Source organism: Enterobacter sp. 301B, from assembly GCF_003850715.1.
Taxonomy (GTDB): Bacteria; Pseudomonadota; Gammaproteobacteria; order Enterobacterales; family Enterobacteriaceae; genus Enterobacter; species Enterobacter intestinihominis.
The window spans coordinates 375,231-388,079 of the sequence record NZ_PQTC01000001.1; the positions used below are offsets into that span (position 1 = coordinate 375,231).

Below are 12,849 nucleotides of genomic sequence, written 5' to 3' on the forward strand. Positions count from 1 at the left end.
GTGCAGAAGTATATGATCGAAGCGCGTCAGTTATTGGCACTGGCCATACCGGTGATCGTCGCGCAGGTAGCCCAAACCGCAATGGGATTTGTGGATACGGTAATGGCCGGTGGTTACAGCGCCACCGATATGGCCGCCGTGGCGATCGGAACCTCAATCTGGCTCCCGGCCATTCTGTTTGGTCACGGCCTGCTGCTGGCGCTGACGCCCGTTATCGCGCAGCTTAACGGCTCCGGTCGACGCGACCGCGTAGCCCATCAGGTGCGCCAGGGCTTCTGGCTGGCCGGGGGTGTCTCCGTCCTGATTATGATCGTCCTGTGGAACGCCGGGTATATTATTCGCGCCATGCATAATATCGACCCGGCGCTGGCAGATAAAGCAGTCGGTTATCTGCGCGCCTTGCTCTGGGGCGCGCCCGGTTATCTCTTCTTCCAGGTGGCTCGTAACCAGTGTGAAGGGCTGGCAAAAACCAAGCCGGGCATGGTGATGGGCTTTATCGGCTTGCTGGTGAACATTCCCGTGAACTACATCTTCATCTACGGTCATTTTGGCATGCCGGAACTCGGCGGCGTGGGTTGTGGCGTGGCGACGGCTGCGGTGTACTGGGTGATGTTCGGCTGTATGCTCACCTACGTTAAACATGCGCGATCCATGCGCGACATTCGTAACGACACCGCCTTTAGCACGCCTGACTGGTCGATGATGAGCCGCCTTACCCAACTGGGTCTGCCCATTGCGCTGGCGCTGTTCTTTGAAGTGACGCTGTTTGCCGTTGTCGCCCTGCTGGTCTCGCCGTTAGGGATTATTGACGTGGCAGGCCACCAGATCGCCCTGAACTTCAGCTCTTTGATGTTCGTCCTGCCGATGTCCCTGGCTGCTGCGGTGACGATTCGCGTGGGCTTCCGTCTGGGGCAAGGTTCGACGCTGGATGCGCAAACGGCAGCCCGCACCGGGCTGGGCGTCGGCGTCTGCATGGCAGTCTGTACCGCGCTCTTTACCGTGCTATTGCGTGAGCAAATTGCCCTGCTCTATAACGACAACCCGGAAGTAGTGACCCTGGCCTCGCATTTGATGCTGCTGGCGGCCATTTACCAGATCTCTGACTCCATCCAGGTAATTGGCAGCGGCGTGCTGCGTGGGTATAAAGATACGCGTTCCATCTTCTTTATCACCTTTATCGCTTACTGGGTTCTGGGCCTGCCGAGTGGGTATATTCTGGCGCTCACGGATCTGGTGGTGGATCGCATGGGGCCAGCCGGATTCTGGATGGGCTTTATCATCGGCTTAACGTCTGCGGCCATTATGATGATGCTGCGCATGCGTTTCCTGCAACGTCAGTCGTCTGCGGTAATTTTGCAACGCGCTGCGCGTTAATGACACAGTAGCCGCCGGCTGGCGGCTACTTTCTCTTCACTTTGCGCGGTAATGAAGCAATCGCGTGAAATCAGAGAGAAAAATGCATTTTCCCTCTTGCCACCTTGGGGCTGTGCCGCTAATATTCGTCCCCGTTGTCACCGACAACACAATGCGTTCATAGCTCAGTTGGTTAGAGCACCACCTTGACATGGTGGGGGTCGTTGGTTCGAGTCCAATTGAACGCACCATTCTGCGTCCGTAGCTCAGTTGGTTAGAGCACCACCTTGACATGGTGGGGGTCGGTGGTTCGAGTCCACTCGGACGCACCATTTCAGTCCTGAAATGGTGCAAAAATCCTCTTCTGAACGTCTTAATTTTTCCCTTTATTGAATGACTTAACCTTTCTCCTGCTACGCTTATTCTATGGTTCAGAAACGCAGGAACGCTTTCGATGAAAAAAATCGCCATTATCGGCTCAGGCCCAACAGGGATTTACACCTTCTACTCACTTCTTACCAACGCAGCGCCCCTTTCGATCACCGTGTTTGAGAAAGCAGATCAGCCCGGCGTCGGTATGCCTTACAGCGATGAAGATAACTCCCGACTGATGCTGGCGAATATCGCCAGTATCGAAATCCCGCCCATTTTTATCACCTATCTCGACTGGCTTAAACAGCAAAATGCAGCCCATCTTGCCCGCTATAGCGTCGACAAAGACAAACTGCACGACCGGCAGTTTTTGCCCCGTATTCTGCTGGGTGAATATTTCCACGACCGTTTTCTCGCCGTCGTTGCCGAGGCGAAAAAGGCTGGGTTTCATATCGAGGTTCACCCCAACGCAGAAGTCACTGATATTAAGGCTGATGCAGACGGTGTGGTCCTATCAGTGAACGATGCCCCTTTCTCAAGGCGGTTTGATCTTGCAGTGGTCGCCACCGGTCACGTCTGGCCTGATGAAGATGAATCCACCCGCGACTATTTCCCAAGCCCATGGTCGGGGCTGATGGACGCGGATATCCGAGCCTGTGAGGTGGGGATTATGGGTACCTCCCTCAGCGGACTGGACGCTGCTATGGCGGTAGTAATGCAGCATGGTCGGTTTAGCGGGGAGCAGTTCGTTGTCAATAAAGGTAGTGAGGGGCTAAACATCACGCTGATGTCCCGCTCGGGCGTTCTTCCGGAGGCCGACTTTTACTGCCCTATCCCTTATGAACCGCTGTCGGTGTTAACGGAGTCTGTGGCAGAAAGCGAAATTGCCAAAGGCCCTGACGGGCTGCTTGACCGCATCTTTGCGCTGATGGTGAAAGAGCTTGAGCTGGCCGATCCGCGCTGGTGCCAGGCGATAGCGATCGGCACGCTGAATGCTGACACGCTTCGTGATGTCTGGTTTGAGGATCGTAAAAAGCATGGTCCTTTCACCTGGGCCGAAGCGAATCTGAAAGAAGTGGAGCGCAATAAGTGCGAGAAACGCACCGTTGCCTGGCGCTATACCGTGCTTCGTCTGCATGAAGTAGTTCAGGCCATTGTCCCTTCACTCAATGAACGTGACAGAGAACGGTTTAAATCCGGGCTGGAGCGTGTGTTTATTGATAACTATGCCGCCATTCCACCGCAGTCTATCCGCCGGTTACTGGCACTGCGCGAGGCAGGGATCATTAGCGTAGTCGCACTCGGTGATGATTACGACCTGGATATCGGCAGCGATCAGACCGTCATCACCACGAAAGAAAAGCGTTATCGCTTCGACATCTTTATCGATGCCCGCGGGCAGAAACCGCTCAGAAATAAGGATATTCCCTTCCCGACGCTGCGCAAACAGCTTGAGGAAACGGGGGATGAGATACCGGACGTGGGGGAAGACTACACGTTGCTGTCACCTGCGTCTCTGCGCGGACGTATCGCTTTTGGGGCGATCCCCTGGCTGATGCACGATCATCCGTTTGTTCAGGGTTTGTCTGAGTGCGCTGAAATTGGTAAAGCGATGGCGAAAGCGGCGGGGAATCCTGCATCTGGCGTGCGACGGAAGTTACCTTACACGGAGTTTTAACAGGGCTTCCCTGCCCTGCGGTGTCGGATTACTCGAAGAAGACTTCCGGGTTTTCCGACAACGACACGAAGGATTTAGTGTTCTTGTCCAGGGCAAGGATTTTGCCGCTTTCGATGTCATACACCCAGCCGTGCAGGCGAATGGCGTTGTTGCGCAGGCCTACCGCCACCGACGGATGGGTCTTGATGTTGCTCAGCTGAGCAAAGACGTTCTCCTGCACCATCGCATTCACTTTATCGATTGGCTGATCCCAGGTTTTCTTCTCAACCACCGCTTTTGCCGCATCAGAATAGCGCAGCCAGTGGGAAACGGCTGGCATCGGCTCCAGATCGGCGTTGTCAGCAATCGCCTTCATCGCGCCGCAGTTGGAGTGGCCGCAAATAACAATATCGGTCACGCCAAGGGCCACTACCGCGTATTCGATGGTTGCAGAGACACCGCCAGGCTCCGGCCCGAACGGTGGCACAATGTTGCCCGCGTTTCGAATGACAAAGAGCTGTCCTGGCTCCTGCTGCGTGACCAGTTCCGGAACCAGACGGCTGTCGGAGCAGGAGATAAACAGCGCTTTGGGATTCTGACTGGACGCTAAACTACGAAAAAGCTCTTTACGTTGCGGGAAAATCTCTTTTTGAAAGCTGAGAAAACCTTCAATGATATGTTGCATAGCCATTTCTCTTTTATCTGTTTTAGTTTAGGTATGATCGCGATCACACTCGTAAAATTTAACCACCGTGCCTTAGCGGAGACAAGCAATATATTTCTGGCCCGACCGCTGCACAATCTCATCTGCGTTCGCCGGGATGTTTTGCCCTTCAAAGGCCCCGTACAGTCGCTGGTACGTTTTCCCGGTCAGTCGACCGATCACCGCCTCAACGGTGCGGGCAGGCAGCGGCAGCATATTCGGATAACTCCACATAAACGACACGGCGTCCTTACCAGGCGTAACCTGCAAAATATCACCGGCCAGCAGCACGCCGTCGCCTGACTGCCAGTGCAGCACCGTGCCGCCTGCAAAATGCCCGCCCAGACGCAGCAGCGTCACCGACGGCATAATCTCCAGGGCGTCCTCCTCCCAGAAGCGTATCGCCGGACTGTCACGCATCACCCACTGCCGATCGCTGGCGTGCAGATAGATCGGCGCGTTAAACGCGGCGGCCCACTCCTGCATGGTGGTGTAGTAATGCGGGTGCGAAATCGCGATCGCGCTGATGCCCCCGAGCGCGTCAACTAACGCTCTGGTCGCCGGATCGAGGTTGGCGATGCAGTCCCACAGAACATTGCCCTGCGGCGTACGCAGCAGAAGCGCCCGCTGGTTGATGGCAAAAGCGGGAACGGTTTTGATGCTGAACAGCTGCGGCTCAAGCTGTTGCCATTTGTTGGTGTGCGTGGTCGTAAGGCTGTCGAAGTCCGTCCATGCCTGGCCCGTCACCGGGACATACTGGCGCTCATCGTCGCAAATCGGGCAGTTTTTGGGCTGTTCATCGTAAGCGGTACCGCAAGTTTTACAGAGTGTAATCATCGGCTTTCCTCAGCAATAAAGCACTGAGTATGGCAGGGATTATCCATATGTGCTGAGGGGTGCCTGGCCCGCTTTTTTTGACTTATACTGTGCCAGTATCAAAAACTGAATAACGCAGGTGGCACATGGAAATTGATCTCGATAACTTAGTCTTTAACGGGCTGGATGAAGCAGAAGAGCGCAACGCGGAACGTCTCGACGATGCGGATAAAAAAGCCCAGGCGATTGTCGCCGATGACGACTGCGGCGATGCCTGCAAGATCTGACGAGAAAGCACCGGAAGCCCCGGTGCTTTTTTTATGCATGAGGGTTTGACGCGCTATCAGATCTCCGGCGTTTTGCTAAACCCGGTCAGCATCAGGATCAGGCTTTGTTGAGATGACCCCGTCTCAAACTGATAGTGGTTTCCCTGACGATCGCCGCCGATATACCACGAGATTTCAGTTTTCCCTTCTGCCAGCGCCTTGCGCACCGCTTTATCCACGTCCACCATCCGGTATTCGCGGGAGTGGTTCAGGTAAAGCACCGCATCCGAGCGATAGTTGCAGGGCGGCCGTGAATGCCAGCTCACGGTGGCCGGATCCCAGTCGTTGCTCGCCGGATAGAAGAAGATTTGATCCGCGCCGTTGGTTTCCACTTTCCCGCCATAAATTCTCACGCGGTATTTAAACTGGGCAGGATCCTGTCCGGCAGGCAGCGGAGGAATGTTGAACTTCACCAGCGACAATGTTTCGCTGTTTTTCGTCCTTCCGCCGTTCTTCCAGTTGTCCTGCACCAGTAAGACCTGGGGATCGAGCTGTGAAAGTGCGGGTTCCATGCTGCTGAGCCAGACGTTGGCCTTCGCTTTTGAATAACCATACGGCACGGTGGTGCCGCAATCCATTCCGCGGTTCATGCACAGGTCGGTCATAAAGCGCGCGGCATCTTCCGTCCAGCCGTTCATGAAGTCAGCATGCGCCGTATACAGGCTCCCCCATCGCTCTTCACGTTCACTGCCATGCATGGTGGGGTCGAGGGAAAGCTGGACTTTGCTGGTATCCAGAGAGCTAATTGTCGGAAGCACGTACGCAATATTCATGTTCACCGTCGGGATCTTCACCGGGAAGGTGGACGGACACTGTCCTTTCGTATCGTAGGTGGCGTTAGCCAGGCCGTGGGCGGGCTTCAGGTTGGCCCCGTCCCAGCAGTTCGGGAACTGAATGCCGATATTAAACTGCACGGCATCCTTCGCCTTGCGTAAACCGCAGACTTCACCCGTTCTGGTGGTGTAGCCCTTGCCGTTGGCGCATAAAAAGGTGATATGTGGATTTGGCGCGGTGCCGTGATGATCGCCCGCCAGCAGCGACAGCCCCGCCGGGAACGGGTGCAGTGGCCAGGCGTCAACGTTCGATGCCTGATAATAGGTTTTTTGATAGGCGGGTTTGACCACCGTTCCGTCCGGTAATTTTAGCGACGGAGCCCAGTAGGCCGAGCTGTCTGCTTTGTTATCGCAGGTGGTCTTTTCCTGGGTACGCAGCGATTCACGGCTGGAGTAAGCATCCGTTTGCACGTTACCAAAAAAATCGTGCAGCATGGCCTCGTTGGGCATGCCGTACATCATAATGGCATCATCGCCGAGGGTATGGGAATAACTGCATACAACATGCGCCTGTGGACCAGCGTGTGCCGCCTGCATGGCAAGCAATAGCACGGTGGCAGAAAGCGCGGGGGTTAATACTGTCCGTTTCATTATCATCTCCATCTGAGAAAGGAGATAGTGGTAACAAAACGGCTATCGTTTACCGAGGATTAGCCAGGGCATTTTTCCCTTCATTCTCACTTTACACGCATCACGCACAGCTCATTCCAGTACATTTCGCGCGTCCGGCGAAGTTCAGCGTGACGTTTTAACATAGAACCACTCCGGGTCGATGTTGGCTACGTCCACGCCATAGAGGCTGGCGACAGGCAGTATTGACTCAAGAACACGTTGCGCGCTGTTCTCCGCATTCGCTGTTCGGGGCGCAAAAAACCGCCGTAACGTGCTTATCCATTTTTTCATCGTCATTACCCTTCTCGCTTAACCTGGACTCAGTTAAACACGCCTTCATCATGAAGAGGAAATAACAATAATGACTGTTGATATGCGGGATCTGAAAAACTCGCGAGACGCTTCGTCCTAACCGGCCAGCGCTTTAACCACCGTTTCCATCGCTTTGGTGGTCAACTCACTGCGCTTAACGCGCTGGTTCGCCAGCGCGGTACGTAGTACCCCGGCAATCACGATATGCTTGGGCTCCTGCCCTAAGTCACGCATCTCCAGAACGACCTTGCCTACCACCCGACACATCTCCTGGTACAGCGCTTCGTCTTTGGTCACATTGCCCATTGCCATCACTCCGTTGCCCTAAACCGTCAGCTTAAATCATTCGTCGGCTGGATACAAAAAAGAAGCCCGGCGTGTTGTTCGCCGGGCTTCGTCTGGAAAATCAGGCGATTAGTTGTTTACCGGGATGACCGCGCCTTTGTATTTGGTGCGGATCCAGTCCTGAATCTCTTTGGAGTGCAGCACGTTCACCAGCGCGACGATATCCTTCTTCTTCTCATCACCGCGATGAACGGTAATGATGTTGGCGTACGGGTTATTCTCACCGCTTTCAACCGCAATTGGATCGTGGACCGGATCCAGACCAGCATCAATTGCGTAGTTGGCGTTGATCACCACCGCAGCACCTTCGTCGTTGTTGTACATCTGCGGCAGCAGAGATGCCTCGACGTTAGGGGTGAATTGCAGCTTTTTCGGGTTCTCCACAATATCGCTGATGCGCGCGGTCACTTTATCGATGCCTGGCTTCAGTTTGATCACGCCCTCTTTTTCGAAGATGGAGAGAATACGCCCTTCCTCGGAAACCGCATCACGCATGATGATTTTGCCGCCTTCCGGCAGATCCTTCAGCGATTTGTATTTTTTTGAATAGATACCGATCGGCTCAATGTGGATTGCGCCTGCACTGACAAAATCATAATCCTTATCGCCCGCATGATCTTTAAGCACGCTGTTCAGGTAAGGGATGTGCTGGAAATAGTTGGCATCAATGTCATGCCCTGCCAGCGCCGTGTTTGGCAGAATGTAGTCCTGGAACGGTTTAATCTCCAGATCGATCCCCTGCTTCGCCAGAATCGGCTTAGCCTGCTCCAGAATTTCCGCGTGCGGGGTGTTGGACGCCCCCACGGTGAGCGTGTCCGCCCAGGAGGCAAAGCTCAGGGCGCTCAGGGTGGCTGCGGCGATCAGTGTCAGTGTCTTTTTCATGATGTGGTTCCTGTGTGTATTTATTAGCGTTTATCTAACAGTGAAGTAATGGCATCGCCGCAGAACTGGATAATGAACACGATGATCAGAATGGTCACCGTTGCCACCAGCGTGACGTCACCATGGTTGCGCTGGAATCCTTCCAGATAAGCCAGATTTCCCAAACCGCCGGCACCTATCACCCCCGCCATTGCGCTGTAGCTCACCAGCGCAATCAGCGTCACCGTCATACCTGAAACCAGTGCGGGTGAAGATTCCGGCAGTAAAACCCGAAACACTAACGTGCTCAGCCGCGCGCCCATCGAACGCGTGGCTTCAATTACCCCTTTATCCACTTCCCGCAGGGCAATCTCGACCAGACGGGCGTAAAACGGCGCGGCGCCCACAATCAGGGCGGGCAGCGCGGCGTTAGCGCCGAGAATGGTCCCCACAACGGTCTTGGTGAACGGGATCAGCAGAACAATGAGAATGATGAACGGAATCGAGCGGAACACGTTCACCACAATCGACATCACGCTGTAGACCGTGCGGTTGTGGAATAACCCGCCGCGGGCGGTTAAAAACAGCGCCAGACCGAGCGCGATCCCCAGAACAAACGTCGCCACGCCGGAAAGCGCGGTCATGTAGAGCGTCTCCTGGGTTGCAGCCCAAAGCTGATCCCACTTCAGGTGCGGAAAGAGTTCTTCAGCCATGCTTGATTACCTCGCCTTCAATATCGCTTTGCTTCAGGTCGGCGAGGATATTGTTCAGTTGTTCATCCGATGCCACCACGTGCACCCAGAGCTGCCCGAAAACACCGTGGGCGGTTTGCGTCATTTTGCCGTGCAGGATGTTAAACGGCAGGCCGTAGCGCAGGGTCAGTTCACCGACGATCGGCCTGTGCGTGCTGTGCCCGGTGAAGGTGAGCTTGATGACCGCGCCCTCCAGCTCATTTGCCAGTTCGGTATTGAAGGTCTCTTCCTCCGCGTACTGGCTCACCTGGCGGACAAACTGCCGGGTGATCGGCTGCTGAGGATGCGTAAACACGCTCAGCACCTCCCCCTCTTCCACCACCTTGCCGTTCTCCATTACCGCCACGCGGTCGCAGATTTTGCGCACCACATGCATCTCATGCGTAATGAGTAAGATGGTCAGGTTAAAACGACGGTTAATGTCCAGGAGCAGATCGAGGATCTGATCGGTGGTCTGCGGATCCAGCGCCGAGGTAGCTTCGTCACACAGCAGTACGTCCGGATGATTGGCCAGCGCGCGGGCAATGCCCACACGCTGTTTTTGCCCGCCGCTCAGCTGCGACGGGTAGGCATTCTCGCGTCCCTTCAGGCCGACCAGCTCCACCAGCTCGGCAACGCGAGCCTGAATTTGCGCTTTTGGCACACCGGCAATTTGCATTGAAAAGGCGATGTTTTCCTTCACCGTGCGCGACCAGAGCAGATTAAAGTGCTGGAACACCATGCTGATTTTCAGGCGTGCCTGACGCAGCGCTTCTCCCTTCGCGGCGGAGATATCCTGACCGTTAATAGTGACGCTGCCGGCGCTGGGCTTTTCCAGACCGTTCAGCAGACGGATAAGCGTACTTTTCCCGGCCCCGCTGTAACCAATGATCCCGTAAATCTGTCCCTGCTCTATCGTCAAATTGACGTTATCAACGGCTGTCAGCGCCAGCTTCCCGTTGTCAAAAACCTTCGAAATATTACTGAGTACGATCATTCTTATTCGTTATCCGTTACGCATATAGCGGTTTAGCAGTATGGATGTCCAAAAGATAGTAAACAGCCGTTATCAGCTTTTAAATGACCAAAAAAGAATTTCTTATAATGCGGCGGAATAAGCAGCGAACTGGCGGGTGAAAAGCATTTAGATGAATATCTGCAATAATTATCTGCCTTTTGCATATCAGGTCTCATTCATCCGACGAAATTGGTTAATTTTTCAGCACTATGTGCTGATATAGCCATCCTCACATCCGGACAACTTTACGTCTTGCTGTCTTTCCACCCAAAAACATAAGGATTATTCCTTTCTGTTCTAAAACCCAGTGAAACGTTCTTTATTGAGAAAATTTCGTGGTCCTATCATCCGGTCATCACCTCTTCACAGGACATGACCATGACGCTTTACCACTCCGTCACCGAACTAATTGGCCATACGCCACTCATCCAGCTGCACAAGCTGGATACCGGCCCCTGCTCGCTGTTTCTGAAGCTGGAAAATCAGAATCCAGGCGGCTCGATTAAAGACCGCGTCGCGCTGTCGATGATTAACGAAGCCGAGCGTATGGGGCAGCTACGGCCCGGCGGCACCATTATTGAAGCCACGGCGGGGAACACCGGCCTGGGGCTGGCGTTGATTGCGGCGCAAAAGGGATACTCGCTGATCCTGGTGGTGCCGGACAAAATGAGCCGCGAGAAGATTTTCCACCTGCGCGCGTTAGGAGCGCAGGTCGTGCTGACCCGTTCAGATGTGAATAAAGGGCATCCGGCCTACTACCAGGATTATGCCCGGCGGCTGGCGAACGAACTGCCAGGCGCGTTTTATATCGACCAGTTCAATAACGCGGCCAATCCGCTGGCGCACCGCACCACTACCGCACCGGAACTGTTTGAACAGCTTGACGGCCAGATCGATGCCATCGTCGTCGGCGTGGGGTCCGGCGGTACGCTGGGTGGCTTACAGGCGTGGTTTGCAGAACATTCGCCGCAGACGAAATTTGTGCTTGCCGATCCGGCCGGGTCGGTGCTGGCGGACCAGGTTGAGACCGGACGTCATCACGATGCCGGATCGTGGCTTGTTGAGGGGATTGGCGAAGACTTTATTCCTCCGCTGGCGCACATCGAAGGGGTTAAACGCGCCTGGCGCATTACCGATCGCGAGGCGTTCACCACCGCCCGCGATCTGCTAAAAACGGAAGGGATCCTGGCAGGCTCCTCCACCGGCACGCTGCTGGCGGCGGCGCTGAAATATTGCCAGGCGCAGACTACGCCAAAACGTGTGGTCACCTTCGCCTGCGACAGCGGCAATAAATACCTCTCAAAGATGTTCAACGACGACTGGATGCGCCAGCAGGGGCTGATTTCACGTCCGCAGGCAGGCGATCTCTCGGACTATATTGCCCTGCGCCACGATGAAGGCGCGACGGTGACTGTCGCCCCGGACGACACGCTTTCCACCGTGCTGGCCCGCATGCGCCTGTACGACATCTCCCAGCTGCCGGTGCTCGATAACAACAATGTTGTCGGCATCATCGACGAGTGGGACCTGCTGCGGCACATCGGGGGAGATGCCGATCGCTTCTCTCTCCCCGTGACGGCGGCCATGACGCGTCAGGTCGAATATCTGGATAAGCTGGCCCCGGATAGCGCCCTGTACACCATCTTTGACCGTGGCCTGGTGGCGATTATTTATGACGAAGACCGCTTTCTGGGTCTGATCACACGCAGTGACGTACTCACCACCTGGCGTAACCGCCTGACGAAATAAAAGGAGCAAAAGATGAAAAACCTGGCCACCCTCAGCGTTCACAGCGGTGAGTATCACGACACGCACGGCGCCGTGATGCCGCCAATTTACGCCACGTCGACGTTTGCGCAACCGGCACCGGGTGAACATACCGGCTACGAATACTCCCGGAGCGGCAACCCAACCCGCCATGCGCTGGAGACCGCCATCGCCGAACTGGAAGGCGGCACGCGCGGGTACGCCTTCGCGTCAGGGCTGGCGGCCATTTCCACCGTGCTCGAACTGCTGGATAAAGACAGCCATATCGTTGCCATTGACGACGTGTATGGCGGTACGTATCGCCTGATCGAAAACGTGCGCAAGCGCAGCACCGGGTTACAGGTGAGCTGGGTTAAGCCGGACGATATAGCCGGACTTGAGGCCGCCATTCGCCCGAACACCCGCATGATCTGGGTGGAAACGCCGACGAACCCGCTGCTGAAACTGGCCGACCTGGAGGCCATCGCAGACATTGCCCGGCGCCATAATGCGATCAGCGTGGCGGATAATACCTTCGCCTCCCCGGTCATTCACCGGCCGCTGGAGGCGGGGTTCGACATTGTGGTTCACTCCGCCACCAAATATCTCAACGGTCATTCAGACGTGGTTGCCGGGCTGGCTGTTGTCGGGGCAAATAAGGATCTCACGGAGCGTCTGGGCTATCTGCAAAACGCGGTTGGCGGCGTTCTGGATCCGTTCAGCAGCTTCCTGACGCTACGGGGGATTCGCACCCTCGCCCTGCGCGTTGAGAAGCACAGCGCCAACGCGCTGGCGATTGCGCAATGGCTGGAGCAGCATCCGCAGATAGAGAACGTGCTCTATCCCGGGCTGGAGTCACACCCCCAGTATGCGCTTGCCCGCAGACAAATGGCGCTGCCGGGCGGCATGATCTCCGTTGTGATTAAAGGCGATGCGCAACGCGCGACAGAGGTGATTCGTCATCTTACGCTCTTTACCCTGGCGGAAAGCCTGGGCGGGGTGGAGAGTCTGGTGAGCCAGCCCTACAGCATGACCCACGCCTCCATTCCACTGGCGCAGCGTCTTGCAAACGGCATTGTGCCGCAGCTGATACGCCTGTCGGTGGGGATTGAGGATGCGAAGGATCTGATCGCCGACCTTCAACAGGCGCTGGAAAAGTGAGCA

The 12,849-nt window shown here is 55.6% G+C and carries 13 protein-coding genes and 2 tRNA genes; 7 read left to right on the forward strand and 8 right to left on the reverse strand.

Annotated features, from left to right (window positions below; translation table 11 throughout):
* The 4 genes from mdtK to C3451_RS01730 all read left to right on the forward strand — a co-directional run bounded on the left by mdtK (position 1) and on the right by C3451_RS01730 (position 3,403).
* The gene (gene mdtK / locus C3451_RS01715) at positions 1-1,374 is read left to right on the forward strand and encodes an MdtK family multidrug efflux MATE transporter (RefSeq protein WP_032622176.1); all 1,374 of its coding nucleotides are present in this window, start codon (positions 1-3) and stop codon (positions 1,372-1,374) included.
* A 153-nt stretch (positions 1,375-1,527) separates the two neighbouring features.
* Positions 1,528-1,604 (forward strand) — tRNA-Val (locus tag C3451_RS01720).
* 4 nt (positions 1,605-1,608) lie between these two features.
* Positions 1,609-1,685 (forward strand) — tRNA-Val (locus tag C3451_RS01725).
* Positions 1,686-1,807: 122 nt separating this feature from the next.
* The gene (locus C3451_RS01730) at positions 1,808-3,403 is read left to right on the forward strand and encodes an FAD-NAD(P)-binding protein (RefSeq protein WP_045622821.1); all 1,596 of its coding nucleotides are present in this window, start codon (positions 1,808-1,810) and stop codon (positions 3,401-3,403) included.
* 28 nt (positions 3,404-3,431) lie between these two features.
* Here the strand turns inward: C3451_RS01730 and C3451_RS01735 are convergent, their stop codons facing one another.
* Positions 3,432-4,067: a carbonic anhydrase gene (locus tag C3451_RS01735; protein ID WP_022647889.1), complete on the reverse strand. Its 636-nt coding sequence runs from the start codon at positions 4,065-4,067 to the stop codon at positions 3,432-3,434.
* Between the two features lie 72 nt (positions 4,068-4,139).
* The gene (locus C3451_RS01740) at positions 4,140-4,922 is read right to left on the reverse strand and encodes an MBL fold metallo-hydrolase (RefSeq protein ID WP_045622819.1); all 783 of its coding nucleotides are present in this window, start codon (positions 4,920-4,922) and stop codon (positions 4,140-4,142) included.
* 125 nt (positions 4,923-5,047) lie between these two features.
* Between C3451_RS01740 and C3451_RS01745 the strand changes: the two genes are divergently transcribed.
* Entirely contained in the window at positions 5,048-5,188 is a 141-nt protein-coding gene (locus C3451_RS01745; RefSeq protein ID WP_003857665.1) for a hypothetical protein, read from the forward strand.
* 56 nt (positions 5,189-5,244) lie between these two features.
* On the opposite strand, the gene C3451_RS01750 is transcribed toward C3451_RS01745, so the two are convergent.
* From C3451_RS01750 to C3451_RS01770, 6 genes are all read right to left on the reverse strand, one after another.
* A complete protein-coding gene (locus C3451_RS01750; RefSeq protein ID WP_124304204.1) occupies positions 5,245-6,651 on the reverse strand; it encodes a DUF1996 domain-containing protein in 1,407 nt (468 codons plus the stop codon).
* Between the two features lie 144 nt (positions 6,652-6,795).
* Positions 6,796-6,963 (reverse strand): hypothetical protein, encoded by a 168-nt coding sequence (locus C3451_RS24290; RefSeq protein ID WP_045622815.1) that lies wholly within the window; start codon positions 6,961-6,963, stop codon positions 6,796-6,798.
* A gap of 117 nt (positions 6,964-7,080) precedes the next feature.
* Positions 7,081-7,290, reverse strand: coding sequence for a fumarate hydratase FumD (gene fumD, locus C3451_RS01755; protein WP_003857676.1), 210 nt, complete (start codon positions 7,288-7,290; stop codon positions 7,081-7,083).
* A 108-nt stretch (positions 7,291-7,398) separates the two neighbouring features.
* Positions 7,399-8,211, reverse strand: coding sequence for a MetQ/NlpA family ABC transporter substrate-binding protein (locus C3451_RS01760; protein WP_003857677.1), 813 nt, complete (start codon positions 8,209-8,211; stop codon positions 7,399-7,401).
* A 23-nt stretch (positions 8,212-8,234) separates the two neighbouring features.
* Positions 8,235-8,903 carry a methionine ABC transporter permease gene (locus tag C3451_RS01765; RefSeq protein WP_017384621.1) on the reverse strand — a complete coding sequence of 223 codons (669 nt, stop codon included), beginning with the start codon at positions 8,901-8,903 and terminating at the stop codon, positions 8,235-8,237.
* Positions 8,896-9,918 (reverse strand): ATP-binding cassette domain-containing protein, encoded by a 1,023-nt coding sequence (locus C3451_RS01770; RefSeq protein ID WP_045622813.1) that lies wholly within the window; start codon positions 9,916-9,918, stop codon positions 8,896-8,898. Before C3451_RS01770 ends, C3451_RS01765 begins: the two co-directional genes overlap by 8 nt.
* A 399-nt stretch (positions 9,919-10,317) precedes the next feature.
* Here C3451_RS01770 and C3451_RS01775 point away from each other — a divergent pair, with 399 nt between their 5' ends.
* Both C3451_RS01775 and C3451_RS01780 read left to right on the forward strand, forming a co-directional pair.
* On the forward strand, positions 10,318-11,688 hold the full coding sequence (locus C3451_RS01775) for a cystathionine beta-synthase (protein ID WP_045622811.1): 1,371 nt from the start codon (positions 10,318-10,320) through the stop codon (positions 11,686-11,688).
* Positions 11,689-11,700: 12 nt separating this feature from the next.
* Positions 11,701-12,846: a PLP-dependent aspartate aminotransferase family protein gene (locus C3451_RS01780; RefSeq protein WP_045622809.1), complete on the forward strand. Its 1,146-nt coding sequence runs from the start codon at positions 11,701-11,703 to the stop codon at positions 12,844-12,846.
* Positions 12,847-12,849: the final 3 nt, after the last annotated feature.

Bases quoted from the DNA above. Each gene is read 5' to 3' on its own strand.
- C3451_RS01735 (WP_022647889.1), bottom strand. From the start codon at position 4,067: ATGCAACATATCATTGAAGGTTTTCTCAGCTTTCAAAAAGAGATTTTC.
- C3451_RS01750 (WP_124304204.1), bottom strand. From the start codon at position 6,651: ATGAAACGGACAGTATTAACCCCCGCGCTTTCTGCCACCGTGCTATTG.
- fumD (WP_003857676.1), bottom strand. From the start codon at position 7,290: ATGGGCAATGTGACCAAAGACGAAGCGCTGTACCAGGAGATGTGTCGG.
- C3451_RS01745 (WP_003857665.1), top strand. From the start codon at position 5,048: ATGGAAATTGATCTCGATAACTTAGTCTTTAACGGGCTGGATGAAGCA.
- C3451_RS01770 (WP_045622813.1), bottom strand. From the start codon at position 9,918: ATGATCGTACTCAGTAATATTTCGAAGGTTTTTGACAACGGGAAGCTG.
- C3451_RS01765 (WP_017384621.1), bottom strand. From the start codon at position 8,903: ATGGCTGAAGAACTCTTTCCGCACCTGAAGTGGGATCAGCTTTGGGCT.
- C3451_RS01780 (WP_045622809.1), top strand. From the start codon at position 11,701: ATGAAAAACCTGGCCACCCTCAGCGTTCACAGCGGTGAGTATCACGAC.
- C3451_RS01730 (WP_045622821.1), top strand. From the start codon at position 1,808: ATGAAAAAAATCGCCATTATCGGCTCAGGCCCAACAGGGATTTACACC.
- C3451_RS01740 (WP_045622819.1), bottom strand. From the start codon at position 4,922: ATGATTACACTCTGTAAAACTTGCGGTACCGCTTACGATGAACAGCCC.
- C3451_RS24290 (WP_045622815.1), bottom strand. From the start codon at position 6,963: ATGAAAAAATGGATAAGCACGTTACGGCGGTTTTTTGCGCCCCGAACA.
- C3451_RS01760 (WP_003857677.1), bottom strand. From the start codon at position 8,211: ATGAAAAAGACACTGACACTGATCGCCGCAGCCACCCTGAGCGCCCTG.
- C3451_RS01775 (WP_045622811.1), top strand. From the start codon at position 10,318: ATGACGCTTTACCACTCCGTCACCGAACTAATTGGCCATACGCCACTC.